Genomic DNA, 21,919 nt, shown 5'->3' on the forward strand with positions numbered 1-21,919 from the left:
CCCCGTGTTACAGGAACTCGCTCGCTCGCCCCGGGAGGAGAAGGAATCATGAGTGCAGCAGGGGAGCAATTGGACAGGCTGGTGGAAATCATGGCCCGGCTCCGGTCCCAGGACGGTTGTCCATGGGACAAAGAGCAGGACCTGCGCTCGTTGCGCCCCTATCTGACCGAGGAGGCCTTCGAGGTCATCGACGAGATGGATCGGGTGGCCGAGGGCGGCCCGTGGCGCGCGCTGGGCGAGGAGCTGGGGGATCTGCTCTTCCAGATCGTCTTCCACGCGCGGCTCGCCGAGGAGCTGGGCGAGTTCTCCATGGCGGACGTGTCCCGGTTCATCAGCGACAAGCTCACCAGCCGCCACCCGCACGTCTTCGGCGAGCGGCAGGTGGACGGCACCCCGCAGCCGCTGGCCAACTGGGCGAAGCTGAAGGCCGAGGAGCGCAAGAAGAAGACGGGCCGCGAGGGCTCGGTGCTGGACGGCGTGCCCACGGGTGCCCCCGCCCTGCTGCGCGCCGAGCGGCTCACGGAGAAGGCCAGCCGCATCGGCTTCGACTGGCCGAGCCTCCAGGAGGTGCGCGCCAAGCTGTACGAGGAGCTCGGCGAGCTGGACGAGGCCATCGCCTCGGGGAACCGGGACGCGTTGGAGCACGAGCTGGGGGACGTCCTCTTCTCCCTGGCCAACCTCGCGCGCTTCATCCAGACGCCGGCCGAGGACGCGCTGCGGATGGCCATCCGCCGCTTCACCACGCGCTTCCAGCACATCGAGTCCGCCCTGCGCGCCGAGGGCATCCCCCTGGGCGAGGCGACCCTGGAGCACATGGACCGGCACTGGGACGCCGCCAAGGCCGTGGAGAAGGGCCTGCCGCCCCCCATCCGCGTCCCCCGAGCGCCCCTGGTGGCCCTGCGCCTGCCGGTGACGGACCTCGCCGCCCAGCGGGCCTTCTGGGATCGGCTCGCCCCGCTCCTCGGTTGGAGCGCCGAGCGGGGGGCGGCCGGCGAGGCGGCCTATGGAGACGGGGCGTACCGGCTCGTCTTCACTCCAGGCCCGGGTACCCCCTCCCCCACCACCGTGACCTTCGGGGCCCCCTCCGCCGAGGCGGTGGAGCGGCTACGGACCCTCCTGGAGGGCGCCTCCCCCGGGTGCGTGCTCGAGGGAGGGGGCGCCACCGGGCGGATCACCTTCCGGGACCCCGCCGGCCTGCGTTGGGAATACGCCTTCGGAGCCCGCTGATTGATGGGACTCGGGCGTCCGGAAGGTGGCATGGATCACGCAGGTCTTGACGCTCAGTGGGCGCCGAAGTAGGTACGGCGCCTCTTTTCCACAGAAGTAAGCTGGAGATCACCTTGGCCAACACCAAGTCCGCAGAGAAGCGTAACCGCCAGGCCCAGAAGCGCCGCGCTCGCAACGTCAATGTCCGCACCACGGTGAAGGACGCCGTGAAGAATATGCGCGACACCCTCACCACCAAGGACACGGCGAAGACCGGGGACGCCCTCAAGGCCGCCACCCGCACCCTGAACAAGGCCGCGTCCAAGGGCGTCATCCACAAGCGCGCTGCCTCGCGCCGCATCTCCCGGCTCGCCAAGGCCGCGAACCGCGCCAAGGCCGCCGCGAAGTAATCGCGCCCCTCACCAGTTGCTGGCCAACCGGTCGTAACCCTCGCGCATCAACGTCTCTGCGAGACGCTGCAGCGCGGCCTGCCGGTTGGCCTCCACTTGCAGCACATCTCCGGACATGCTCGTCGTGCCCGGCAGGAAGTCCTCCGTACCGGAGACCTCCGTCTCCGCCAGTACCCGTCCGTCCCGCTCGAGCCGCAGCAGCACCACCGCGGACGCCTGGTAGCCCGCCACCTGGGCTCCGCTCCGCGGATTGCTCTGGAAGGAAGGCTCGGCGATGACGGTGGGCCCGTTGGCCACGCTCCGCACCACCCCTTCCAAGGTGGCCTCACAGGCCCCCGTACCGCCGAGCACCCCGGCGCGCACCAACTCCTGGCGCAGGACGCGGGTGAAGAGCACCTCCAGCCCCGGCTCGGCCGTGTCGTTGCGGAAGACGGGCGCGCACACCGAGCGCACCCCCTCGGGCAGCCCCGCGCCCCGGGACGTGAAGCGATAGCCGCACCCGGCAGCCGACAGCAAGAGAACCCACCCCATCACGCGCATGCGGGACATGGCGCCCACACTAGCGGCGCGATCCCACCGGTCAAGCGCCAGGGGTGCCCCGTCCGAAGCGGACTACACGGGGGGCTCGCTCACCTTCACGCCACGGGAGTGCACCACGTCCGCGAGCGTGCGCCACACCGAGCGCAGACGCTGCTCCTGGGAGGAGCCGCGGCGCACGGTGCCCAACTCCCAGCGCGTTTCCACCTGGCCGGTGGACTCCAGGACGAGCGTGTAGCGCCGGCTGGAGAACGCGAGGGCCAGCCCCACCAGCGCCAGCAGGCCGAGCAGGACACGCGGCCCCTGCTGGGAAACGAAGGGCAGCAGCACGACGGCCGCGGCGGTGAGGGCCAGGGCCTCGTAGCGCGGCCGATGCACCAGGGAGAGCCGGCGCAAGCTGGGCAGCTCGAGGAGGAAGGGCGTCGCGGAGGGACCCGGACGGAAGGAGAGGCGGTTGCCCTCGCCCGCGAGGACGCGCCCGCCCGGGAGCTCCGCCGAGAGGAAACGCTCCGTGGAGGTTGCGCCCACCGGAGGAGGCAGGGGGGCCTCGGGCAGCTCCCCCCCGCACGCGGCACAGCGGCCCGCCCCCGCCTGCTGGGGACGGCCGCACCGCTTGCACATGACGAGGACCTCGGTGGGCACCGGGCTCCCGTCTCAGCCGACGACGAAGTTCACCAGCCGCTTGGGGACGAAGACGAACTTGCGCAGCGTCTTGCCCGCCATGGCCGCCTGCACCCGCTCGTCCGCCTCGGCCGCGGCCCTCACGTCCGCCTCGGCCGCGTCCGCCGCCACGCGGATCTCCGCGCGCAGCTTGCCGTTCACCTGCACCGCGTACGGAATCACGTCGTCCACCACCAGCGACGGATCGAACTCCGGCCAGCCCTGAGTGACGGTGAAGTCCTTCGCGCCGTAGGACTCGGCGATCTCATCCGCCAGGTGCGGAGCGAACGGCGTCAGCACCACCGACAGGATGCGCACGGCCTCGGCCATGGCCGCCTTCTCCGCGGGCGTCTCCGCCGTGCCCAGCGCGTACAGCGCGTTCACGTACTCCATGGAGCCGGCGATGGCCGTGTTGAAGGAGAGCCGCTCGATGGCCTCCCCCACCCGCTTCAGGCACTTGTGCGCCGCGCGGCGGATCTCCAGCGCCTTGCCCTCGTAGGCCCCGGCGTGCGTGGACCCCGCCACGCCCTGGTGCTGCACGGCCAGCGTCCACACCCGCTTCAGGAAGCGGAACGCACCCTCCACCTGATCGTCGGACCAGTCGAAGTCACGCTCGGGCGGGCCGGCGAACAGCACGTAGGTGCGCGCGGTGTCCGCGCCGTACTTCTGCACGATGGAGGCCGGTGCCACCACGTTGCCCCAGCGCTTGGACATCTTCCGCCCGTCCGGGCCGTTGACGATGCCCTGCGTCACCAGGCGCTTCACGGGCTCGTCCACCGGGCTCAGCCCCAGCAGCTTCATCACCCGCGTCCAGAACCGGAAGTACAGCAGGTGCATCACGGCGTGCTCGGGGCCGCCCACGTACACGTCCACCGGCAGCCAGCGCTGGGCCTCCTTCGGATCAATGGGCGCCTCGTCGTAGTGCGGCGACAGGTAGCGCGCGAAGTACCAGCAGGAGTCGACGAACGTATCCATCGTCTCCGTCTCGCGCCGCGCGGGGCCCTGGCACTTGGGACACGTGGTGTTCACCCACGAGGGCACCTTGGCCAGCGGCGGCTCGCCCTTGCCCGTCAGCACCGTCTGCGTGTCGATCTCCGGCAGGCGCACCGGCAACTGGTCCAGCGGCACGGGCTGGCCCTTGCGCTCCGGATCGCACTTCTCGCAGTACACGATGGGGATGGGCGTGCCCCAGTAGCGCTGGCGGCTGAAGCCCCAGTCCTTCTGGCGGTACGTCACCTTGGGCTCGCCGCGGCCCTCGGCGCGCAGCTTCTCGCCCATCTTCTTGCGAGCCTCGGCCGACGGCAGGCCCGAGTACTCGCCCGAGTCCACCAGCACGCCGTCCTCGGTGGACGCCTTCTCCAGCACGTCACCCGGCGGCAGCTTGTCCCCCGTGGCCGGCTGCACCACCACCTTGATGGGCAGGGCGTACTTGCGCGCGAAGTCGAAGTCGCGCTCGTCGTGCGCCGGCACGCTCATCACCGCGCCCGTGCCGTAGTCGGACAGCACGAAGTTGGCGATCCAGATGGGCACCGGCTGGCCCGTGAAGGGGTTGATGGCGTGCGCCCCGGTGAAGACGCCCTCCTTCGTCGCGCCCTCGGCCGTGCGGTCCGTCTTGGAGACGGCCGCCATCTTCTTCACGAAGGCGTCCACCTCGGCGCGCTGCGCGGGCGTCGTCACCTGCGCCACCAGCTTGTGGTCCGGCGCCAGCACCACGTACGTGCAGCCATGGATGGTGTCCACACGCGTGGTGAAGACACGGATGCGCGCGTCACTTCCCTGGATGTTGAAGTCCGCCTCCACACCCTCGGAGCGGCCGATCCAGTTGCGCTGCATCGAGGTGATGCGCTCGGGCCACTCCTTCAGCTCGTCCAGGCCGTCCAGCAGGGCCTGCGAGTACTTCGTGATCCGGAAGGACCACTCGGGCAGCTCCTTGTCCACCACCGGGGACTCGCAGCGCTCGCACGTGCCATCCTTCACCTGCTCGTTGGCGATGACCGTCAGACAGCCCGTACACCAGTTCACCTTGCTGAAGCGGCGATAGACCAGCCCCCGCTCCAGCATCTGGATGAAGAACCACTGGTTCCAGCGGTAGTACTCGGGCTCGCTGGTGTTGACCTCGCGCGTCCAGTCGTAGCTGTAGCCCAGCGAGCGGATCTCCTTCTTGAAGGAGTCGATGTTCTCGCGGGTGCGCACCGCCGGGTGCACGCCGTCCTTGATGGCCGCGTTCTCCGCCGGCAGACCGAAGGCGTCCCAGCCCATGGGGTGCAGCACGTCGTAGCCCCGCATCTGGAAGAAGCGCGCGTAGACGTCACCGATGAGGTAGTTGCGCACGTGCCCCATGTGCATCTTCCCGCTGGGGTACGGCAGCATCTCGAGGATGTACTTCTTGGGAGCCCCGGGGCGCTTGCCCGCTTGGAACACTCCCGCCTCTTCCCAACGGGTCTGCCACTTCTGCTCGATTGCCTGCGGCTCGTAACGCTCGTTCATGGCCATGACGGGGTGCGTCTTAGTGGGACGCCCGGCCCCAAGCAACAACAGACGCCCGGGTCCGTCTCCCTCTGACGCCCGGCATCCAGGCACGAGCGGAACCACCGTTGGCCCGGCGACGAGCGCCCGCCAGGCCGGCCGCTACTCCAGCCGCAACAGGCTCTTCACTGTGTCCTGAACCACCTTGGACTGCACCGGCTTGACCAGGTAGGCGCTGGCCCCGAGCGCCATGGCGCGCTCCCGGTCCTCCACGGCCGACTCGGTGGTGATGACCACGATGGGAACCGTGCGGTACGCGTCCGTCTGCCGGATGTGGCGGATGAGCTTCAGCCCGTCCATCAACGGCATGTTGATGTCCGTCAGCACGAGATCGTAGCGGCCCAGGGTGAGCTTCTTGAGGCCCTCGGCCCCGTCCTGCGCCTCGTCGGTGTGGAGCCACGAGCCCAACCGCTGCAGCGCGTACATGAGACTGCGCCGCATGGCCAAGGAGTCATCCACCACCAGCGCGCGGATCTGCTGCGTCATGCGCCGACCATAGCACCGCCGGACGCCCGCCAGGGGAACACTCGCCGGGCCCTCCCCCATCGGCCGGGCGGGCGAGCGGGTCCGAGGCCCGACGAGACAGGTCATGCGCCCGGCGTTACCTGGGAGGAATGCCCGAAGGCAACATCCTTCATCGTATCGCGCGGATCCACGGCCAGTGGCTCGTGGGGCGGAGCTTCACCGCGGACTCGCCCCAGGGGCGCTTCTCGGCGGGTGCCCGGCGGCTGTCGGGACGGCGGCTCGTGGGCGTGGACGCGCATGGCAAGCACCTCTTCCACCACTTCGAGGGCGGGGTACGGCTGCACATCCATCTGGGCCTCTTCGGCCACCTGCGGCACTTCCGCTCCCGGGCCCCTCCCCCCTCCGCCGCGTGCCGGCTGCGGCTCGCCTCGCCCCAGGTGACGCTCCACCTCGCCGGACCCCAGGCCTGTGAGCTGCTCAGCCCCGAGGACGAAACCGAACTGCGCTCCCGGCTGGGACAGGATCCGCTGCGCCCGGACGCCTCGCCCTCGCGCGCCTTCGAGGCCCTCCGGAAGGGACGGATTCCCCTCGCCGCCGCGCTGCTGGACCAGGAGCGCATCGCCGGCGTGGGCAACATCCTGCGGGCCGAGGCCCTGTTCCTCGCGCGTCTGCCTCCGCTGCGCCCCGCTTCGGAATTGCGACTCGCGGACTTCGAGCGCCTGTGGGAGGCCCTCGGGCGGTTGATGGAGGACGCGGCCCGCGACGGGCGCATCGTCACGCCCCATTCGCCTCCGGCCCCCTGGGAGACTCCCGGCAAGCGCCGCGAGGATCGCTTCAGCGTCTACGACCGCGCGGGACAGCCGTGTCCCCGGTGTGCCACGCCCATCTCTCGCGTGACGCTGGCCGGGCGCGGATTGTTCTTCTGCCCGGGGTGCCAGACGCCAGGCGCACACGGGAGACCGGCTCGCCGTGCTCGGACCGACTCGTCGGGTGGACGCACCCGGATTTGAGTGCCCCGACTGTCCACATGCGCCGGGGCCTCTGGTCGGCTACATACCTTCACATGCTCCGCCGCACCGCCCTCGCCGCCTTCAGCCTGTCGCTGGCCGCCTGCACCACCCCGCAGCACAACACCCGGGAAGTGATTCAGCGCGCCGACACCCGCTTCTTCATCCGGGAGCAGTGCCAGCCCAAGAGCACCGCATCGTTCTCCCGCGCCCAGGTCTCCGGGCTCGACGAGCTGCCCGCCGCCCTGCGCGAACGCCTCCTCTCGGACCTCCCCGCGGAGGCAACCGGGAGCAGACCGTTCATCCAGTGCCAGGATGTCGCGGCCCGGCTCCTCGAGGACCGGCTTCATGCCCTCTGCTGGCCGGAAGCGCGCGTGACGTGGCAGGCGGACACGTCCACCGGAGCCTCCGCCTCCCAGCCCCGGCTGACCGTCCAGCTCGGGGCCCGCTACCAGGTCGATGACATCTGGGTCGTCCAGCGCAAGAACGCGACGGTGCCCGCGGCTCGCATCATCAAGGCGGCACAGAGCGCGCTCCCCAAGGACAGGGCATGCTCGGCCCGCACGTTCGAGGACATCCGCACCCAGGTCTCCAAACTCGGGACCTTCCACCGGGTGCTTGTGGTCCCCGGCCCACCACCAGGCGGCGAGCAGAAGAAGGTCCCCGTGGTCGTCGACATCAGCGAGAAGCCTCCGGCCCCTCGCACGAAGTGACGCTCATCCCGCTCAGGCGGCGGAATGGGAGAGCTGGCGGAACAGCTCCGCGTGCTCGGGATGGCGGGCGGCCAGCTCCTCGCCTCGTGGCATCTCCCAGTCCGCGAAGTCGAAGCCCGGACCCACCGTGCAACCGCACAGCGTGTAGTCCCCTCGGGGCACCGCCGCCTGCAGCACACCGGCCGGCACGAGCACCTGCGGCCACTCGCCCCTGGTCACATCCCGGCCCAGCGTCACCGTCTCCAGGTGGCCACGCTCGTCGAGCAGGTACATCGTCAGGGCGTGCCCGTCGTAGAAGTGCCACAGCTCGTCCGAGCTCACCCGGTGCCAGGCGGCGAACGTGCCTCGCGGCAGCAGGTAGTAGATGGCCGTGCCCACCGAGCGCGTGCCTCGCGGCGTCTCCACCGGCACCGTCGAGCGCCAGGTCTCCCGGAAGAAGCCGCCCTCGGGATGCGGCACCAGCCCCAGTGTCCTCACCAATTCATCGACCATGCTGGCCAGTGTAGCGCCATCGCTGCACGCGGTACGGCCAAGGTGGCGCGAGGCGAAGCACCTGTTTATCTTGCGCCGCCACCATCGACTCCAGCAGCGGCCCCATGGGACACGTTCACATCATCCGAGACTTCCCCTCCCCTCACGAAGGCCGCTCCCGCACCGTGCGCATCTACACGCCCGATGCGTATGACTCCGCCCCCGAGGGCCACCGCTTCCCCGTCCTTTACATGCTCGACGGGCAGAACGTCTTCGCCCACCCCGAGTCCGCCGTCTACGAGACCTGGTGCGCCAACCTTACCCTCGAGCACCTCGTCCGCGAGGGTTCCATCGAGCCGTGGCTCATCGTCGCCGTGGACTCCACCCACAACCGGCTCGCCGAGTACTCACCCTGGGACGAGCCCCGCAGCAACGTGCGCGCCCAGGCCGAGTCCTACATCCGCTTCCTCCTCGACTCGCTCAAGCCCTACGTCGACAGCGTCTACCGCACCCGCCAGGGCTCCGAGTGGACCGGCATCATGGGCTCCTCCCTCGGCGGGTTGATGGCCCTCTACCTCGGCAGGCACTACCCGCACCTGTTCGGCCGCATCGGCGGCCTTTCTCCCTCGGTGATGTGGGGCTGGAACCGGCTCTTCTCCGATTGGACGGGCCACACCCGGCAATGGTCCCGCATCTACCTGGACGCTGGCACCGAGGAGATCATCGATCCCGTCGGCTACACCATGTTCTACGGCGATGCCACGCGCGACTTCTACCTCCACCTCAAGCACCTGGGTTACGCCGACCACGAGCTCCTGCTCGTCCTGGATCCCTCCGGCCGGCATCACGAGCTGGACTGGCAGCGGCGGCTGCCCTTCGCCATGCACTGGCTGCTGCGCTGAGCGGGCCTCGCGCCCCGCTCAGGCGTGTGTCTGCTGGATGAAGCGCAGCGCGTCCAGCATCGCCGGCAGCTCCTGGTGACGCGTGAGGTACATCTCGTCCCCCAGTGCGCTCTGGTAGACGGCGGGCATCTCGCGGTGCAGCAACAGCGAATCGCCGAGCCGCTTCACCACCTCCTGGTGGCCGTAGCGGTACTGGCGGCCCGCGCGCCGGGCCGCGTGACACACGTGGTACTTGGGCGCGTAGCGAAATCCCCGCACGTCCTCCCCGGCCATCATCCGCGCCCACAGGCGGTACACGTCGATGTCGCACGCGTAGTTCATCATGTCCGGCAGGTAGGCCCCGGGCGGACGCAGGTTGGCCTCCAGCGCCACGTAGCTCCCGTCCGACAACCGGAAGAACTCGAGATGGAACCAGCGCTCGCGCAGCCCGAGCACCGCCACCGTCTTGCGCCCCAGCTTGTCCAGCGCGGGGGGAATCTCCTTGTGGCTCCAGATGGCCAGGTCCCGCTTCTCGAGGACCGACTCCATGATGCCGTCGCTGTACTCGTGGCTGAAGACGAAGATGATCTGCCCGTCCCGATCCACGAGCCCGTCGTAGGTGACGATGGTGCCGCGCACGAAGGCCTGCGCCACGTAGCCGGACAGGGACTCACCAAAGGCGGCATCCACCTCGGCGTCACTGGACACCTTGAAGGTGCGCGCGGCGCCGACGCCCACGTCGGGCTTGAGAACGAGCGGGTAGCCCACGCTCCGGGCGAAGGTCTTCACGCCCGCCGCGTCCTTCACGGGAATGGCATCCGGATGGGGCACGCCGGCGCCCTTGAAGGTGTCATGCATGCCCTGCTTGGAGCGCAGGCGGGCGATGTCCGCGGGCAGCAGGCCGGGGACATGGAAGTCCTCGCGCAGGCGCGCCTCCACCTCGAGCCACGTCTCGTTGAGCGAGTCGATGCGATCGATGCGGCCGTGGCGCCAGGTGAAGTAACCGGCGGCGCGCAGCAGGGCGTCGTAGTCGTTGAGGTTGGGGGTGAAGAAGTACTCGGTGAGGGCCTCGCGCAGCTCGGGCCGGAGGGAGTCGTAGGGCGCATCGCCCATCCCCAGCACGTTGACCCCGAGCTCGCGCAGCGCGGCGACGAAGTGGAAGAACTGGGGCGGGAACTGCGGGGAGATGAAGACGACGTTCATGGCGGCATTTCCGGCGGGTGACTGACGCGCTCCCGATGCCGCTCGATGATGACGCAGAGCGGCAAGCAAAGTGAAGGGGAGATCAGGGGCAACCGCACCACGTGCGGGCCAGCGTCTCCGGTGCCCCCGGCCCCGGTTGGTAGAGGTACGGGCCCCCCGAGAGGTAATGGCATAGGGGCTCCGCCGAGGTGTCGTGGAGCGAAGGCGTTCCCACCCGCAGGTGCCGGAGGGCGAACTCCGAGCACACCTCGCAGGCCGCCGCCCGCGTGGGCCCGTCCAGTGACGTGTCCGACGCCCTCGCTCGCAGCGCCTCGAGCGCGTCCGACGTGCTCGTCCGGCACCAGTCCGCCGAGTGTCCCCGGTGGAAGACACGCGCGAGCGCCAGGGCCCGATCCCCCGCTCCGGGCATCGTGTCCGGCGTCGACGGCCACGGCAGCGCCGGATCGATGTACGAGGCCAGCACGCCACCGCCCGCGTACTGCCCATTGGGGCTCGCCCCCAGGAAGGCGCCGAAACGCCCATCCGCCAACTCCGTCCCCTCGGGCCGCTCCTTCGCCATCAGCCGCGTGAGCGAGACGATGCGCTGCATCTCCAGCCGGAACTGGTTCTTCAGCCGCGCTGGCACCGGAACCTCGCCCGTCTCGTGTGCGACCGTGGGGATGATCCACCCCACCACCCGGGAGTCCAGCCCGAGCGTCACCTGCTGTCCAACGATGCGGAACTGCACCGCCGCCGCCTCCAGCATGGCCCGGTTGGTGGCGCGTTGCCCGAAGCACTCCGGGCCCGTGGGCTCCAGCGTCCGCAGTCCCTCCGCCGGAGGCCCCAGCGCTCCATGGTTCTCCCCCGCCGCCGCGTACACCTCGCGCATCCCCGAGACGGCGCATGACAACAGGCGCTCGGACTGGGGCGCGTACGTGCTCCCCGTCCCCACGGGCGGCAGCAGGTGCAGGTAGTCATCTCCGATGGCCGGGTAGCGGGCGCCATCCGGGCTGACGAACTCGACCGAGGGGTGTGGTGCGCAGAGCGCGTCGTTGACGTCGTAGCTCGTCCACTCGGGCAGCCGCTGCAGCACGCCGCGCGCCCCGTGCAGCAGCCCGGAGGCGAGCGCGATGAGCACCGCCCTGTCCCTCGGAGCCGCCCCTTCGTTGGGGAAGTCCGAGAGTTCCGGCGAGCCCCAGCGCTGCCACATGTGGCCCATGCTCCAGGCATCCTGCAGGTAGTGGTGGCCCACCGCCTCCAGCGCCAGCGCCTCGGTCTCACAGGCACGGAGATAGTCACCGTAGCGGCCGGCAGCCGCGCCCAGCAGGTCCTTCATCGCCTTGCACTCCCTCGCCCGCGCGAGCGCCAGCCCGTGGTAGTGCGCGTAGAAGCGCCCGGCCTGCGGCAGGAAGTGGTTCGAGTTCACCGGGCCCATGTGAGTGGCGAAGTCGTGGCACTGCGTCGCATCCGCGCCGATTCCCGGCAGCGGACACGTCTCGTGGCCCGTGGCCCAGTCCCACAGGGCGTACGAGAAGTCGGGGAGCTGGGCGAGCTCGCCCGGCGTGAAGGCGCGCACCTGGACGCGAGCGGTCTCGGCGAAGGGCACGGGCAACAGAGAGGTGAGCGTCTGCCCATCCACGTTCAACGGCTGGCTCGAAGTGAAGACGCGCAGCCGGGCCGTCGCGGAGGTCCCGGCCGGCAGGCCCGCCTTCTCGCGGGTCAGTTCCCAGAGTTGCCGGTGCTCGTCGAGCTCACCCACCCAGCGCTGGCGCGCGGTGTTGGGACCGGCCGCGGGAGCACAGGAGGAACCGGAGCCACGAGGGTACTCGCTCACCTCCTTCGTCGGATCCTTCTGCTCGTAGCAGACGGACTCCCAGGCAGCGGCGGGCAGCGACAGCAGCAGGACCGAGGACACGAGAAGTCCACGCATCACTTGCCCTCCAGCAGCGAGCGGACACCGGGGAAGCAGTCCGGTTGGAGGAAGAAGGTCTGCTCGAAGGCGGAGATCGGCTCCTGTCCCTTGTCACGGGCCTTGGCGTAGGCATCGGTGCAGGTGGCCGGGCAGCACTCCTTCTCCTGCCAGGGCCTGGAGGTCTTGCACTGGGGCACTGCCGCCACGCACTCGTCCAGCGAGCGCTCTCCGGGCTGGAAGCAGTAGGTGACGAGATCGGCGCAGGCGCCCAGCGCGGTGAGGGCGTCGCTGCCCGTCGGGTCGAGCTGGAGGCCACCCGAGGGCGTCTTGATGAGGACGAGGTTGCCGGTATCCAGCTTGGGCAATGGGATGCTCGGGAGGTCTACCTTCGGAAGCTCCGGGAGCTGAAACTTCCCGTCCTCGCAGGCGAGTCCCATGGGGAGCATCGCCACGAGGAGCACTGCACGGAGGATACGGAGCAAGTCACTTCCCCTTTCCGGCCCTGGGAGCCGGAGGGCTCCCCCTGTGACTGTCGAGTCACGCACAGGTCACGAAAAGGAGGCAAGGCCCCCACGAACCTCGCCGCGCCAGGGACAGGCGGCCACGGTCCGCCCCTGCTGAACCCCGGTACATGGCGGAACGGGTTGCCAGGGCGTATGGCTTCTGGCGAGACCTCCGGCTGATTTCCTTCGACATCCCTGCCCCATCCACCATGCCCCCGCCATCCGCACCTGACTTCCAGCTCCTCTTCGAAAAGAGTCCGGGCGCCTACCTCGTCGCCGCCCCGGACGCGGACTTCACCCTCGTGGCGGTGAGCGACGCCTACCTGCGCGCCACCTTGACGACCCGCGAGGGCATCCTCGGCCGCCCCTTCTTCGAGGTGTTCCCCGACAACCCGGCGGACCCGAATGCCACCGGCGTGCGCAACCTGCGCGCCTCGCTCGAGCGGGCCGTGGCCACGCGTGCACCGGACACCATGGCCGTGCAGAAGTACGACATCCGGCGTCCCGAGGCCGAAGGAGGTGGTTTCGAGGAGCGGTACTGGAGTCCCATCAACACCCCCGTCCTCTCTCCCGAGGGCAAGGTGCTCTACCTCCTCCACCGCGTGGAGGACGTGACGGACTTCGTGCGCCTGTCCCATCGGCGCGAAGAAGAACGGGAGCACACGGCGGCCCTCCAGAGCCGCAACCTGGAGATGGAGGTGGAGCTCCTCCACCGGGGTCAGGAGCTCCTGGTCACCAACCAGGAGTTGGGCGAGGCGGTGCGCGAGCGCGACGAGTCCCTGGCCTTCACCGCCCAGGCCCGCGCACAAGCCGAGCACCAGCGCGAGTGGCTCCATTCGCTCTTCATGCAGGCGCCCATCGCCATCTCCATCTTCCGGGGGCCTCGCTACGTCATCGAGCTGGCCAATCCTGTCGTCTGCCGCCTGTGGGGCCGCCGCCCCGAGCAGCTGCTGGGCAAGCCCTTGTTCGAGGCCCTGCCCGAAGCCGCGGGCCAGGGATTCGAGGAGCGCCTGAACGGAGTGCTCGCCACGGGAGTGCCCTACGTCGGCACGGAGATGCCCGCCCGGCTGGCGCGCCTGGAAGGCGGAGCCATCGAGAAAGTGTATTTGAACTTCGTCTACGAGCCCATGCGTGATGCCCAGGGCCAGGTAGAGGCCGTCATCGTCGTCGCCTCGGACGTGACGGAGCTGGTGCAGGCGCGCCGGCGGATGGAGATGCTCGCCGCCGAGAAGGTGCGCGTCGCCGAGGAGCGGCTCCGTCTGGCCACGGAGGCCATGGGACTGGGAATCTGGGACATGGACCCCACCACGGGCGCGCTGGTGTGGGACGAGCGCATGCGCGCCATCTTCGGGCTGCCAGCGGATGTGCCCATGGACTACCCCACCTTCCTCTCGCGCGTGCACCCCGAGGACCGCCCCCAGGTGGAACGCCGCATGCGGGAGGCCATCGCTCCGGGCGGCAAGGGGAGCTTCGCCATGGAGTACCGCACCCTTCCCCTCGAGAACGAGGAGGAGCGGTGGGTGAGCACGCAAGGCCAGGTCCACCGCGACGCCTCGGGACAGCCCATCCGATTCCTGGGCGTGGGACTGGACATCACCGAGCGCAAGCGGGCCGCGCAGGAAGTGGCCCGCAACACGGCCATTCTCGAGGCCATCCTCCAGAGCATCCCGGATGCCCTGTACGTGGGCGATGCCAACGGCATCCGGCTGGCCAACACCCCAGCGCTGGAGATGCTGGGATTTCAATCACTGGAGGAGCTGAATCAGCACGTCGCCACCCTGGGGGAGCGGCTCCAGAACCGCTCCGCCGAGGACGGCCACCGGCTCACGCCGGAAGAGGAGCCCTTCATACGGGCCTTCCGCGGGCAGCCGACCACTCAAGAGGTCCACTCCCGTCATCTCCTGACGGGCAGGGACGTGGTGGTGCGCTGCGCCGCCGCCCCGGTGCATGTGGGTGACGACATCGTGGGCGCCGTCGCCGTCAACACGGATGTCACCGACCGCAAGCGCGCCGAGACGGAGCTGCGGCAGGCGGCGGAATTCCGCGAGCGCTTCATCGGCATCGTCTCCCATGATCTGCGCAACCCGCTCAACGCCATCCTCCTGTCCGCCAACGCGATGATGCGCTCGGATTGCGTGGTCGAGCACCACCTGAAGAACGTGCGCCGCATCACCACGAGCGCCGAGCGGATGCAACGGATGATCTCCGACCTGCTCGACTTCACGCGCGGGCGGTTGGGCGGCGGCATTCCCATCAGCCCCCGCCCGGCCAATCTCCGCACCATCTGCCGGCAGGTGCTGGAGGAGCTCGAGGCCGGAAACCCCCAGCGGGAGTTCCGGCTGAGCACGATGGGGGAATTCCAGGGCGAGTGGGACTCGGACCGCCTCGCCCAGTTGCTCGGCAACCTGGGCAAGAACGCGCTGGACTACAGCCCCGACGGCCTCCCCGTGGACTTCGTGCTGCGCGACGAAGGGGACACGGTGCGCGTGGAGATCCACAACGGGGGCCCGCCCATTCCCGAGGAGATGCTCGAGCGCATCTTCGAGCCCTTCCAGCGGGCCACGGACGAAGGGCATCCGGCGTCCGGCCTGGGTCTGGGCCTCTTCATCGTCCAGCAGATAGCGCGCGCCCACCGGGGCCGCATCGAGGTGCGCTCCACCCGGACGGAAGGCACCACGTTCACCGTGCTGCTGCCACGAACCGCTCAGTAGCCCACGTAGGACTGACCCTGGCGGAGTGCCTGGATGCCGGGCACGTTGGACACCGAGCCGTAGCGCTCCACCGCGTAGCGGACGCCCGCGATGATGTTGTCCACGGGGTTGCGGATGTCGTCGTGGCCCGGGAGCTTGTTCGCGTCGAACGTCGGCTGGATGGTCTGCATCAGGCCGATGGACGGATGGCCCGCCTGGGCGTTGTAGTCCCAGTTGTTCTGCGCGTTCGGGTCGCCGCTGGACTCGTGATGGATGATGGACGCGATGTCCTGCGGGTTCATCTTGTCGGCCGGCACGCCCGCGGCGCTCAGCTTCTGCATGGCCTCCTTGATCCAATCACCCACCTGCCCCTGCGGAACGTTGCCCACCGGAGCGCTGGCCTGCGCGCCCTTCGTGGAGGAGGCACCCCCGTCGAGGTTCACGCCCTTGGGACCCGAGGCCTTCACGAACTCATCCTTGCTGCCCGGGATGTTGAGCTTGTCGCCCGCGAGGATCAGGTTGGAGTCCTTGATCTGCGAGTTGGCCTTCATCAGCTCGCCGACGCTGGTGTTGTAGCGCTTCGCGATGTTGCCCAGCGTGTCCCCGGCCTTGATGCTGTAGTTGCCCATGTGCGTGCCCTCGAAGTGTCGGAAGCGAAGTCGATGCACCGGCACAAAGCAGGAGGCGTGCCATGCACCACGCCCTCCTGCCCGGGCCCGCAAGCCCTTGATCCCACTCGCATGCACGCTCATGCCGGGCCGCACCTGGTGACAGCCGGCACCGCTTCACACGGGTTGCCCTGATGACTGCCCTCATCCCCTGGTGACTGGGGTCACCACCTGGGGACCGGGCCTCATCCGGGCCGCGCGACGGACGGGGGCGGCTCGATGGCGGTGCCCTGGCGGCGCTCCCTGGGCGCGTCCAGGAACGTGCCCAGCAGCACCCAGCGCCGAGCGTCCTCGGCGGCTCCCGGCTTCGCCATCAAGGGCGTCGTGTAGTGCCAGAAGGGCAGCCGGTACACCGTGATGCCGCCCACGGTGTTCACGCTCTGCATCTCCGAGAAGTGTCCGCCCTTCGCGTAGATGAGCCACTGGTGCGCCACCGCGGGCGTGGCGAACGTGAGGTGCATGTCCACGTAGCCATCGAAGGCCTCGGCGTCCTCGGGGTGGTGGTCGTTGTGCGGGCCCGAGTAGTCCCCCGGGCCGTAGCACAGCGCCTGAATCCCCCACTTGCGCCGCAGCGCCCTGCCGCTCACCGACGCCGCGAACGCCGCGAAGCTCTCCGAGCGCATCATCGCCACCAGCCCCACCGCCTCGGCGGCCTTCCACGAGCGCGAGCGCCGGCTCTCCAGCAGCGCCGTCCTCACCCGCACCGTCTTGGGCAGCAGCTCCGCGTAGTTCTCCGTCATCCCCCAGATGCTCTCCGGGGGAATCGGGTCCTCCATCTGCGTCAGCGTGTCCCGCAGCGCCGTCTCCAGCAGCTCCCGGCACGCCACCGCCTTGCGCGCGTCCAGCACCCCGCCGAGCGCCACGAAGCGCTGTCCCGGCCGCAGCAGCGCTCCACACGCCTCGCTGTCTCTCCCCTCCAGGATGCGCCGCCCCTTCGGGGTGAGCAGCTCCGCGAACTCCGTGGGAAACCTCTTCATGTCACCGCATCTACCGTCACCGGCGCTTGCGCGCCAGATCCACCAGCGCCGGGCCGATCGCCCCCAGCGGCAGCACCCGGCTCACCGCTCCGGTGGCCACCGCCTCCTGGGGCATCCCGTAGATGACGGCCGTCTCCTCGGACTCGGCCCACACCTCGCCGCCCGCCTTGCGGATGCTCTTGGCGCCCACCGCCCCGTCCGAGCCCATTCCCGTCAGCACCACGCCAACCGTCTTGGACCCGAACACCTCGGCCAGGCTCACGAAGAGCCGGTCCACCGAGGGCGCGTGTTTGTCCTGCATCGTCGGCGGCGGCGTGCCCAGCACGTACTGCCCGTTCTGCCGGTACACCACCAGCTGCCGCCCGCCGGGCGCGATGAACACGTGGCCCGGAGCCAGCACATCGCCCTCCTGCGCCTCGCGCACGGAGAAGGGCCCCAGCTTGTCCAGCCGCTCCGCGAAGGCGCGGGTGAACTGCTTGGGCATGTGCTGGCACACCAGCAGGCACATGGACGGCTCCGGCGCGAGCGACTCCAGCAGCCGCTGCACCGCCGGCGGCCCACCCGTGGACGCCCCGATTCCCACCACGAACGAGGGCTCCAGCGGCGTCACCTTCGGCTTGCGCACCACCGGCTTCACTTCCGCCGGGCGGATCAGCTTCGCCGCCTGCACCTTCTCGTACAGCTCCTTGCGCAGCTTCTCCAGCACGTCCGGGGTGGGCTTGGCCGGCTTGGCGATGAAGTCGAAGGCCCCCAGCTCCAGCGCCTTGAAGACGTCCGTCTTGTGCGCGTAGCTGGAGATGACGATCACGGGCGTGGGCGCCGAGCTCTTCAGCAGCCGCAGGAAGGAGTACCCGCCCAGCCGCGGCATCTCCAGATCCAACGTCACCACGTCCGGGTGCAGGGCCATGACCTGGCGCAGGCCCTCGTTGCCGTCGCTCGCCGTGCCCACCACCTTCACGTCCGGCGAGGACTCGAGCAGCTCCGTCAGCAGCCTCCTGTTGTGGGCGGAGTCATCCACCACCAGCACCTTCACGGGCTCCAGGGCACTCACGGGCTACCTCCTCCGCCGAGCTCCGGCTTGCGGTAGACGAGATCACTGCGCAGGTGCACCAGCTCGAAGTCCGCGCTGAGGTTGATGAGGTTCTCCGAGTGCCCCAGCAGGAGGTAACCGCCGGGCACCAGCTTGTCGTAGATGAGGCGCAACACCCGCTGCCGCGCGGGGGTGTCGAAGTAGATCATCACATTCCGGCAGAAGACGACGTCGGGCCGGGAGACGTGCAGGGCCGCGTCAGGGTCCTGCAGGTTGTGGTGCCCGAAGGACACCCAGGAGCGGATGTCATCGCGCACGCGCACGCGGTTGGGCCCCACGTGGACGAAGTAGCGGGCCACCTTGTCCGGAGGCGTGGCGCGGAGCGCGGAGGGCCCGTACTCGCCCTGGCGCGCGGCGGCCAGCACCCGGCGGGAGATGTCCGTGCCGTGCACCTCCACGTCCCAGCCCTCGAAGCGCCCGCTGTCCTTGAGGAGCATGGCCACCGTATAGGCCTCCTCCCCGGACGAGCACCCCGCCGACCAGATGCGCAGCCGCTTCGTGCGTGCGTTGCGGCGCTCCAGCTGGGGCAGCACCTCCTCGGAGAAGGCCTTGAGCTGGCGCGGCTCGCGGAAGAAGTAGGTCTCGTGCGTGGTGAGGGCCTCGATGGCCGTCTCCAGCTCGGCGCGGCGCTGCGCGTCGAAGCGCAGGTAGCGGTAGTAGGCGCTGAAGTCCGTCAGGCCCAGCGCCTCCAACCGGGGCCACAGCCGCCGTTGCATGACGTACTTCATGTCGTCACGCACGAGGATGCCGCAATGGCCATAGACGAAGTCCCGCAGCAGGCGGAACTCCTCCGCGGACATCTCCGGCCTGCCTGTATCGAAAGGCATCACCCCCGAGACCCCCCGCGGCCGCTCAGCGCCCAGACAACCGCTCCACCGCGTCCACCAGCGCGCGGCGAGCCAATGAATCCATCTCGGCCGCCAGGGCGGCCCGTGTCGCCGGCAGGCACTCGGGCCCACCAGAGTCCCCCAGCACCCGCGCCGCCGCGGCACGCACGTCCCAACTCGCGTGGCCCAGCAGCCCCACCGCCAGCGACACCCCCTCGGTCGAGGCCGCGCCCGCCATCAGCGCCGCCTTCACCACCTCGTGGTCTCCATGGCCCACGGCCTTCCGCAGCACCTCGTCATGCAGCGCCCCCATTCGCGCCAGTGCCTGCACCGCCCGGTAGGCGATGGCTCCATCCGGATGCGGCACCAGGGCCTCCAGGTCCGTCACGCGATCCACGGCCCCGCACTCGCCCACCGCCTCCAGGGCGGCGAGCCGCACCTCCAGGGCCTCGTCGGTCAGGGCCTGCTTCAACAGTCCCGCCATCGTCCTGTCCCCCACCTGGCCCAGCACCCGCACCGCCGCGGTGCGCACCCGGGGAGACTCGTCCGACAGCGACTGACGCGCCAGCTCCAGGCCTCCCACGGGGTCCACCGCGGCCAGCACCTCCACCGCGGTGGCGCGCAGCGGCACGGAGGCCTCGCGCGCCGTCCGCCGCACCAGGGGCAACATGGCCGTGCCTCCCACGCGCACCAGCGCGCCCAGCACCACTGGCTCCGCGCCGTGCTCCAGCGCCGACTCCAATGCCTGCACCACCTGCCGCGAGAAGTTGGCGGCGAGTATCACCAGCGCGCGCGCCGCCGGACCGGCCAGCTCCGGGTGCGAGAGCAGCTGCGCCAGGGGCTCCACCGCCTCCAGCGAGCTCGTCCGTCCCAGGGCCTGCACCGCCACCGCCTTCAGGTCCACCTCGCCCCAGTCGAGCATCTGCACCAGCTCGGGGACGAACGTGGCGTCCACCAGCTCCACCAGCACGTGCCCCGCCACCTCGCGCGCCGGGAAGGAGAGCCGATCCATGCTCGCCAGCAGCTCGCGCCCCGTCTCCGGGCCGAAGTACGCCAGCGTGCGCATCACTTCCGGCATCAGCCGCTCTTCCTGCGCCACCTCCGCCACCAGGGGCGCCAGCTGCGGCTCGCGCAAGGCCGCCGCCGCCACGAGCGCTCCGGCCTTCAGCTCGATGTCATCCGACTCCAGCGCGCTGGCCACCCACCCCACCGCCTCCGGCAGCCGCTTGAGCGCCAGCCGCACCGCGGCTTCCATCTCGGGCCGCAGCGAGGGCTCGGCGAGGCCCGCCTGGGTGCCCAGGGCCACGAGCGCCGCCTCGCGGGTGGAGCGCGACTCCGCGCCCAGTCCCCGGCACACCAGCTCCGTGGCGGCCACCTGCGGAATGAGGCCCAGCACCCGGTAGGCGCTGCGCTTGAGCGTGGGATTTCCCAGCAACCGCACCACCTCCGGCAGGGGCGGCGGGTGGCGCAGGGCCGCGAGCGACTCCAGCGCGCTCAACTGCAACAGCGGCTCGGGGTCGTACAGGATGCGCTCCAGCGCGCGGGCCGCGACCTTGCCGCCCACCTTGCCCAGCGCCTCGGCCGCGGCCACCCGGACGTTGAGGTCCGTGTCCTCCAGCATCGCCTGCACCAGCGCGTCCTCGGACTGGGACTGTCCCAGCTGTCCGAGGATGTCCGCGGCGAACTTGCGCTGATCCGGATCCACGTGCCCGAGCAGCCGCACCAACGGCCCCACCGCTTCCAGGCCCATGCCGGACAGCGACTCGGCCGCCGCGTTGCGCGCGCCCGTCTCGTCGCGCTCGCCCAGCACGGAGATGAGACGCTCCACCACCTGGTCACGCTCGGGCACCCGGGTGAGGCCCTCGGCGGCGGCGCGGCGCACCCGCCAGCTCTCGTCATGGAGCCCCGTCACGAGCGTCTCCCGCGCGCCCGCCGCGGACACGTCCAGCTCCAGCAGGGCGCGGTAACGCGCCTCCTCGGCGTTCCGCCCCTCCTCGATCATCCGTTCACCCTCCGGCCGGAGTCGCGCACCATCTCCGAGAGCAGCAACGCCTTCACGTCCAGCAGCAGCTTGAGCCGCTCCTGCCCGCGCGACTCCGGGGCGCGCCGCTCCAGCCCGCGCCGCTCCGGCTCGCGCTTCTCCTGCTTCTCCTGCTCCCGCTTCTCCTGCTCGCCGTACACGCCGACGACGAAGGGAGCCGGACCCACCGCGCCAATGGCCGGGGCGGGTTTGATTTCACTGCGCCGCAGCCGCACCACCTCGGACACGCGGTCCACGGTGAAGGCCACGCGCCTGCGGCCCAGCCAGCACACCAGCAGCCGCGTCTTGGGCGTGTCCACCGGGGCCTCCACGCCGAGCAGCCGCTTGCGGAGATCCACCACGGGGATGATGGAGCCGCGCAGGCGGATGACGCCCTCGATGAAGAGCGGCGCGCCGCGGATGGGGGTGAGGCGCTGGGGCTGGAGGATCTCCTCCACCCGCATGATGTCCACCGCGTACTCCTCGGGCCCGACGAAGAAGGCGCACAGCTGGACGAGCGGATCCCTCTCGGCCGCGGCGGCCTCGTCGGCCTGGGACTGCGTGAGCTGGCTCAGGACATTGAAGCGCTGTCTCATGTGAGGGCCTGCCAGATGTCGAGCAGGATGAAGAGCTGCTGTTTGCGCCGCCCGAGCCCCACCACGCAGTCGCGCTCGCCGCCGCCCACGCCGGGAGGAGCCAGTTCCAGCATCGAGGGCCGGAGCCGCACCACCTCGGAGACCGAGTCCACCCAGATGCCCGCCAGCCCGTCCGCCGTCTGCACCACGATGATGCGCGCACCGCGTGGAGGCTCCGACGCATCCGGACCCGCCACCAACGGAGCCTTGTCCGCCAGCCGCAGCTTCACCTTGATGTCGTAGACGGGCAACACTTCGCCCCGCAGGTACATCACCCCGAGCAGGTTGGCCGCGGCGCGGGGCACCTCGGTGAGCGGCGGAACCTTGACGATCTCCCGCACCCCGTGGATGGGCACCGCGTAGTGCTCCCCTTCCAGCCGGAAGGCCAGGTACTCCTCGGGGATCTCCTCGGGAACGGGCTCGACCGTTTCATCGGTGCCGGCCACCAGCTCCTGGATGGGGCCGACGTCCTCATCCGGACGGTAGAAGAAGCTGTCGAGCAGGACGGACAGGGAAGGCACGAGGTAGAGGATAGCAGC

At 70.0% G+C, this 21,919-nt stretch carries 21 protein-coding genes; 6 read left to right on the top strand and 15 right to left on the bottom strand.

The genetic code is table 11. From position 1 onward, the window contains the following. The first annotated feature begins 48 nt into the window (after positions 1-48). Entirely contained in the window at positions 49-1,227 is a 1,179-nt protein-coding gene (gene mazG / locus BO221_RS42450; RefSeq protein WP_073566637.1) for a nucleoside triphosphate pyrophosphohydrolase, read from the top strand. Between the two features lie 113 nt (positions 1,228-1,340). Beyond that, positions 1,341-1,616, top strand: a complete 276-nt coding sequence (gene rpsT, locus BO221_RS42455) for a 30S ribosomal protein S20 (RefSeq protein ID WP_073566638.1) — start codon at positions 1,341-1,343, stop codon at positions 1,614-1,616. A 9-nt stretch (positions 1,617-1,625) separates the two neighbouring features. Here rpsT and lptE read toward each other — a convergent pair whose 3' ends face one another. From lptE to BO221_RS42475, 4 genes are all read right to left on the bottom strand, one after another. Beyond that, positions 1,626-2,165 carry an LPS assembly lipoprotein LptE gene (gene lptE, locus BO221_RS42460; RefSeq protein ID WP_233166508.1) on the bottom strand — a complete coding sequence of 180 codons (540 nt, stop codon included), beginning with the start codon at positions 2,163-2,165 and terminating at the stop codon, positions 1,626-1,628. 63 nt (positions 2,166-2,228) lie between these two features. Continuing rightward, the gene (locus BO221_RS42465; RefSeq protein ID WP_073566640.1) at positions 2,229-2,795 is read right to left on the bottom strand and encodes a hypothetical protein; all 567 of its coding nucleotides are present in this window, start codon (positions 2,793-2,795) and stop codon (positions 2,229-2,231) included. A gap of 12 nt (positions 2,796-2,807) precedes the next feature. Beyond that, the gene (gene leuS, locus BO221_RS42470) at positions 2,808-5,306 is read right to left on the bottom strand and encodes a leucine--tRNA ligase (RefSeq protein ID WP_073566641.1); all 2,499 of its coding nucleotides are present in this window, start codon (positions 5,304-5,306) and stop codon (positions 2,808-2,810) included. A 135-nt stretch (positions 5,307-5,441) separates the two neighbouring features. Beyond that, positions 5,442-5,825 (bottom strand): response regulator, encoded by a 384-nt coding sequence (locus BO221_RS42475; RefSeq protein ID WP_043409778.1) that lies wholly within the window; start codon positions 5,823-5,825, stop codon positions 5,442-5,444. A 128-nt stretch (positions 5,826-5,953) separates the two neighbouring features. Here BO221_RS42475 and BO221_RS42480 point away from each other — a divergent pair, with 128 nt between their 5' ends. Continuing rightward, on the top strand, positions 5,954-6,814 hold the full coding sequence (locus BO221_RS42480) for an Fpg/Nei family DNA glycosylase (protein WP_073566642.1): 861 nt from the start codon (positions 5,954-5,956) through the stop codon (positions 6,812-6,814). 53 nt (positions 6,815-6,867) lie between these two features. After that, positions 6,868-7,524, top strand: a complete 657-nt coding sequence (locus BO221_RS42485; RefSeq protein WP_073566643.1) for a hypothetical protein — start codon at positions 6,868-6,870, stop codon at positions 7,522-7,524. Positions 7,525-7,536: 12 nt separating this feature from the next. Here BO221_RS42485 and BO221_RS42490 read toward each other — a convergent pair whose 3' ends face one another. After that, positions 7,537-8,016, bottom strand: coding sequence for a cupin domain-containing protein (locus BO221_RS42490; RefSeq protein ID WP_073566644.1), 480 nt, complete (start codon positions 8,014-8,016; stop codon positions 7,537-7,539). 104 nt (positions 8,017-8,120) lie between these two features. Between BO221_RS42490 and BO221_RS42495 the strand changes: the two genes are divergently transcribed. After that, positions 8,121-8,897, top strand: a complete 777-nt coding sequence (locus tag BO221_RS42495; protein WP_073566645.1) for an alpha/beta hydrolase — start codon at positions 8,121-8,123, stop codon at positions 8,895-8,897. A gap of 18 nt (positions 8,898-8,915) precedes the next feature. Here the strand turns inward: BO221_RS42495 and BO221_RS42500 are convergent, their stop codons facing one another. From BO221_RS42500 to BO221_RS42510, 3 genes are all read right to left on the bottom strand, one after another. Beyond that, positions 8,916-10,079 carry an acetyl-CoA carboxylase biotin carboxylase subunit family protein gene (locus BO221_RS42500; protein WP_073566646.1) on the bottom strand — a complete coding sequence of 388 codons (1,164 nt, stop codon included), beginning with the start codon at positions 10,077-10,079 and terminating at the stop codon, positions 8,916-8,918. A gap of 82 nt (positions 10,080-10,161) precedes the next feature. Next, the gene (locus BO221_RS42505; RefSeq protein ID WP_073566647.1) at positions 10,162-11,988 is read right to left on the bottom strand and encodes a hypothetical protein; all 1,827 of its coding nucleotides are present in this window, start codon (positions 11,986-11,988) and stop codon (positions 10,162-10,164) included. Beyond that, positions 11,988-12,452 carry a hypothetical protein gene (locus BO221_RS42510; RefSeq protein ID WP_143196012.1) on the bottom strand — a complete coding sequence of 155 codons (465 nt, stop codon included), beginning with the start codon at positions 12,450-12,452 and terminating at the stop codon, positions 11,988-11,990. Before BO221_RS42510 ends, BO221_RS42505 begins: the two co-directional genes overlap by 1 nt. 149 nt (positions 12,453-12,601) lie before the next feature. Here BO221_RS42510 and BO221_RS42515 point away from each other — a divergent pair, with 149 nt between their 5' ends. Continuing rightward, on the top strand, positions 12,602-15,184 hold the full coding sequence (locus BO221_RS42515) for a PAS domain-containing protein (RefSeq protein WP_073566649.1): 2,583 nt from the start codon (positions 12,602-12,604) through the stop codon (positions 15,182-15,184). On the opposite strand, the gene BO221_RS56755 is transcribed toward BO221_RS42515, so the two are convergent. The 7 genes from BO221_RS56755 to BO221_RS42555 all read right to left on the bottom strand — a co-directional run bounded on the left by BO221_RS56755 (position 15,178) and on the right by BO221_RS42555 (position 21,901). Then, entirely contained in the window at positions 15,178-15,792 is a 615-nt protein-coding gene (locus BO221_RS56755) for a LysM peptidoglycan-binding domain-containing protein (protein WP_158080011.1), read from the bottom strand. The genes BO221_RS42515 and BO221_RS56755 overlap by 7 nt on opposite strands. Before the next feature lie 224 nt (positions 15,793-16,016). Further along, positions 16,017-16,808, bottom strand: coding sequence for a hypothetical protein (locus tag BO221_RS42530; RefSeq protein ID WP_073566650.1), 792 nt, complete (start codon positions 16,806-16,808; stop codon positions 16,017-16,019). 16 nt (positions 16,809-16,824) lie between these two features. Continuing rightward, the gene (locus BO221_RS42535) at positions 16,825-17,859 is read right to left on the bottom strand and encodes a chemotaxis response regulator protein-glutamate methylesterase (protein WP_073566651.1); all 1,035 of its coding nucleotides are present in this window, start codon (positions 17,857-17,859) and stop codon (positions 16,825-16,827) included. Next, positions 17,856-18,725: a protein-glutamate O-methyltransferase CheR gene (locus BO221_RS42540; RefSeq protein ID WP_369866022.1), complete on the bottom strand. Its 870-nt coding sequence runs from the start codon at positions 18,723-18,725 to the stop codon at positions 17,856-17,858. Before BO221_RS42540 ends, BO221_RS42535 begins: the two co-directional genes overlap by 4 nt. 25 nt (positions 18,726-18,750) lie before the next feature. After that, entirely contained in the window at positions 18,751-20,727 is a 1,977-nt protein-coding gene (locus BO221_RS42545) for a HEAT repeat domain-containing protein (protein ID WP_073566653.1), read from the bottom strand. Next, a complete protein-coding gene (locus BO221_RS42550) occupies positions 20,724-21,341 on the bottom strand; it encodes a chemotaxis protein CheW (protein WP_073566654.1) in 618 nt (205 codons plus the stop codon). The genes BO221_RS42545 and BO221_RS42550 overlap by 4 nt, the downstream gene beginning before the upstream one ends. Further along, positions 21,338-21,901 carry a chemotaxis protein CheW gene (locus BO221_RS42555; RefSeq protein ID WP_073566655.1) on the bottom strand — a complete coding sequence of 188 codons (564 nt, stop codon included), beginning with the start codon at positions 21,899-21,901 and terminating at the stop codon, positions 21,338-21,340. Before BO221_RS42555 ends, BO221_RS42550 begins: the two co-directional genes overlap by 4 nt. Positions 21,902-21,919 lie beyond the last annotated feature (18 nt).

The sequence above is a fragment of the Archangium sp. Cb G35 genome (assembly GCF_001896145.1).
Classification (GTDB): Bacteria; Myxococcota; Myxococcia; order Myxococcales; family Myxococcaceae; genus Archangium; species Archangium violaceum.

Coding starts and splice junctions, on each gene's coding strand:
- BO221_RS42550 (WP_073566654.1), bottom strand. CDS start 21,341: ATGAGACAGCGCTTCAATGTCCTGAGCCAGCTCACGCAGTCCCAGGCC.
- BO221_RS42500 (WP_073566646.1), bottom strand. CDS start 10,079: ATGAACGTCGTCTTCATCTCCCCGCAGTTCCCGCCCCAGTTCTTCCAC.
- BO221_RS42475 (WP_043409778.1), bottom strand. CDS start 5,825: ATGACGCAGCAGATCCGCGCGCTGGTGGTGGATGACTCCTTGGCCATG.
- BO221_RS42515 (WP_073566649.1), top strand. CDS start 12,602: ATGGCGGAACGGGTTGCCAGGGCGTATGGCTTCTGGCGAGACCTCCGG.
- BO221_RS42495 (WP_073566645.1), top strand. CDS start 8,121: ATGGGACACGTTCACATCATCCGAGACTTCCCCTCCCCTCACGAAGGC.
- mazG (WP_073566637.1), top strand. CDS start 49: ATGAGTGCAGCAGGGGAGCAATTGGACAGGCTGGTGGAAATCATGGCC.
- BO221_RS42485 (WP_073566643.1), top strand. CDS start 6,868: ATGCTCCGCCGCACCGCCCTCGCCGCCTTCAGCCTGTCGCTGGCCGCC.
- BO221_RS42490 (WP_073566644.1), bottom strand. CDS start 8,016: ATGGTCGATGAATTGGTGAGGACACTGGGGCTGGTGCCGCATCCCGAG.
- BO221_RS42545 (WP_073566653.1), bottom strand. CDS start 20,727: ATGATCGAGGAGGGGCGGAACGCCGAGGAGGCGCGTTACCGCGCCCTG.
- BO221_RS42530 (WP_073566650.1), bottom strand. CDS start 16,808: ATGAAGAGGTTTCCCACGGAGTTCGCGGAGCTGCTCACCCCGAAGGGG.
- leuS (WP_073566641.1), bottom strand. CDS start 5,306: ATGGCCATGAACGAGCGTTACGAGCCGCAGGCAATCGAGCAGAAGTGG.
- BO221_RS42540 (WP_369866022.1), bottom strand. CDS start 18,725: ATGCCTTTCGATACAGGCAGGCCGGAGATGTCCGCGGAGGAGTTCCGC.
- BO221_RS42480 (WP_073566642.1), top strand. CDS start 5,954: ATGCCCGAAGGCAACATCCTTCATCGTATCGCGCGGATCCACGGCCAG.
- BO221_RS56755 (WP_158080011.1), bottom strand. CDS start 15,792: ATGGGCAACTACAGCATCAAGGCCGGGGACACGCTGGGCAACATCGCG.
- BO221_RS42505 (WP_073566647.1), bottom strand. CDS start 11,988: ATGCGTGGACTTCTCGTGTCCTCGGTCCTGCTGCTGTCGCTGCCCGCC.
- lptE (WP_233166508.1), bottom strand. CDS start 2,165: ATGTCCCGCATGCGCGTGATGGGGTGGGTTCTCTTGCTGTCGGCTGCC.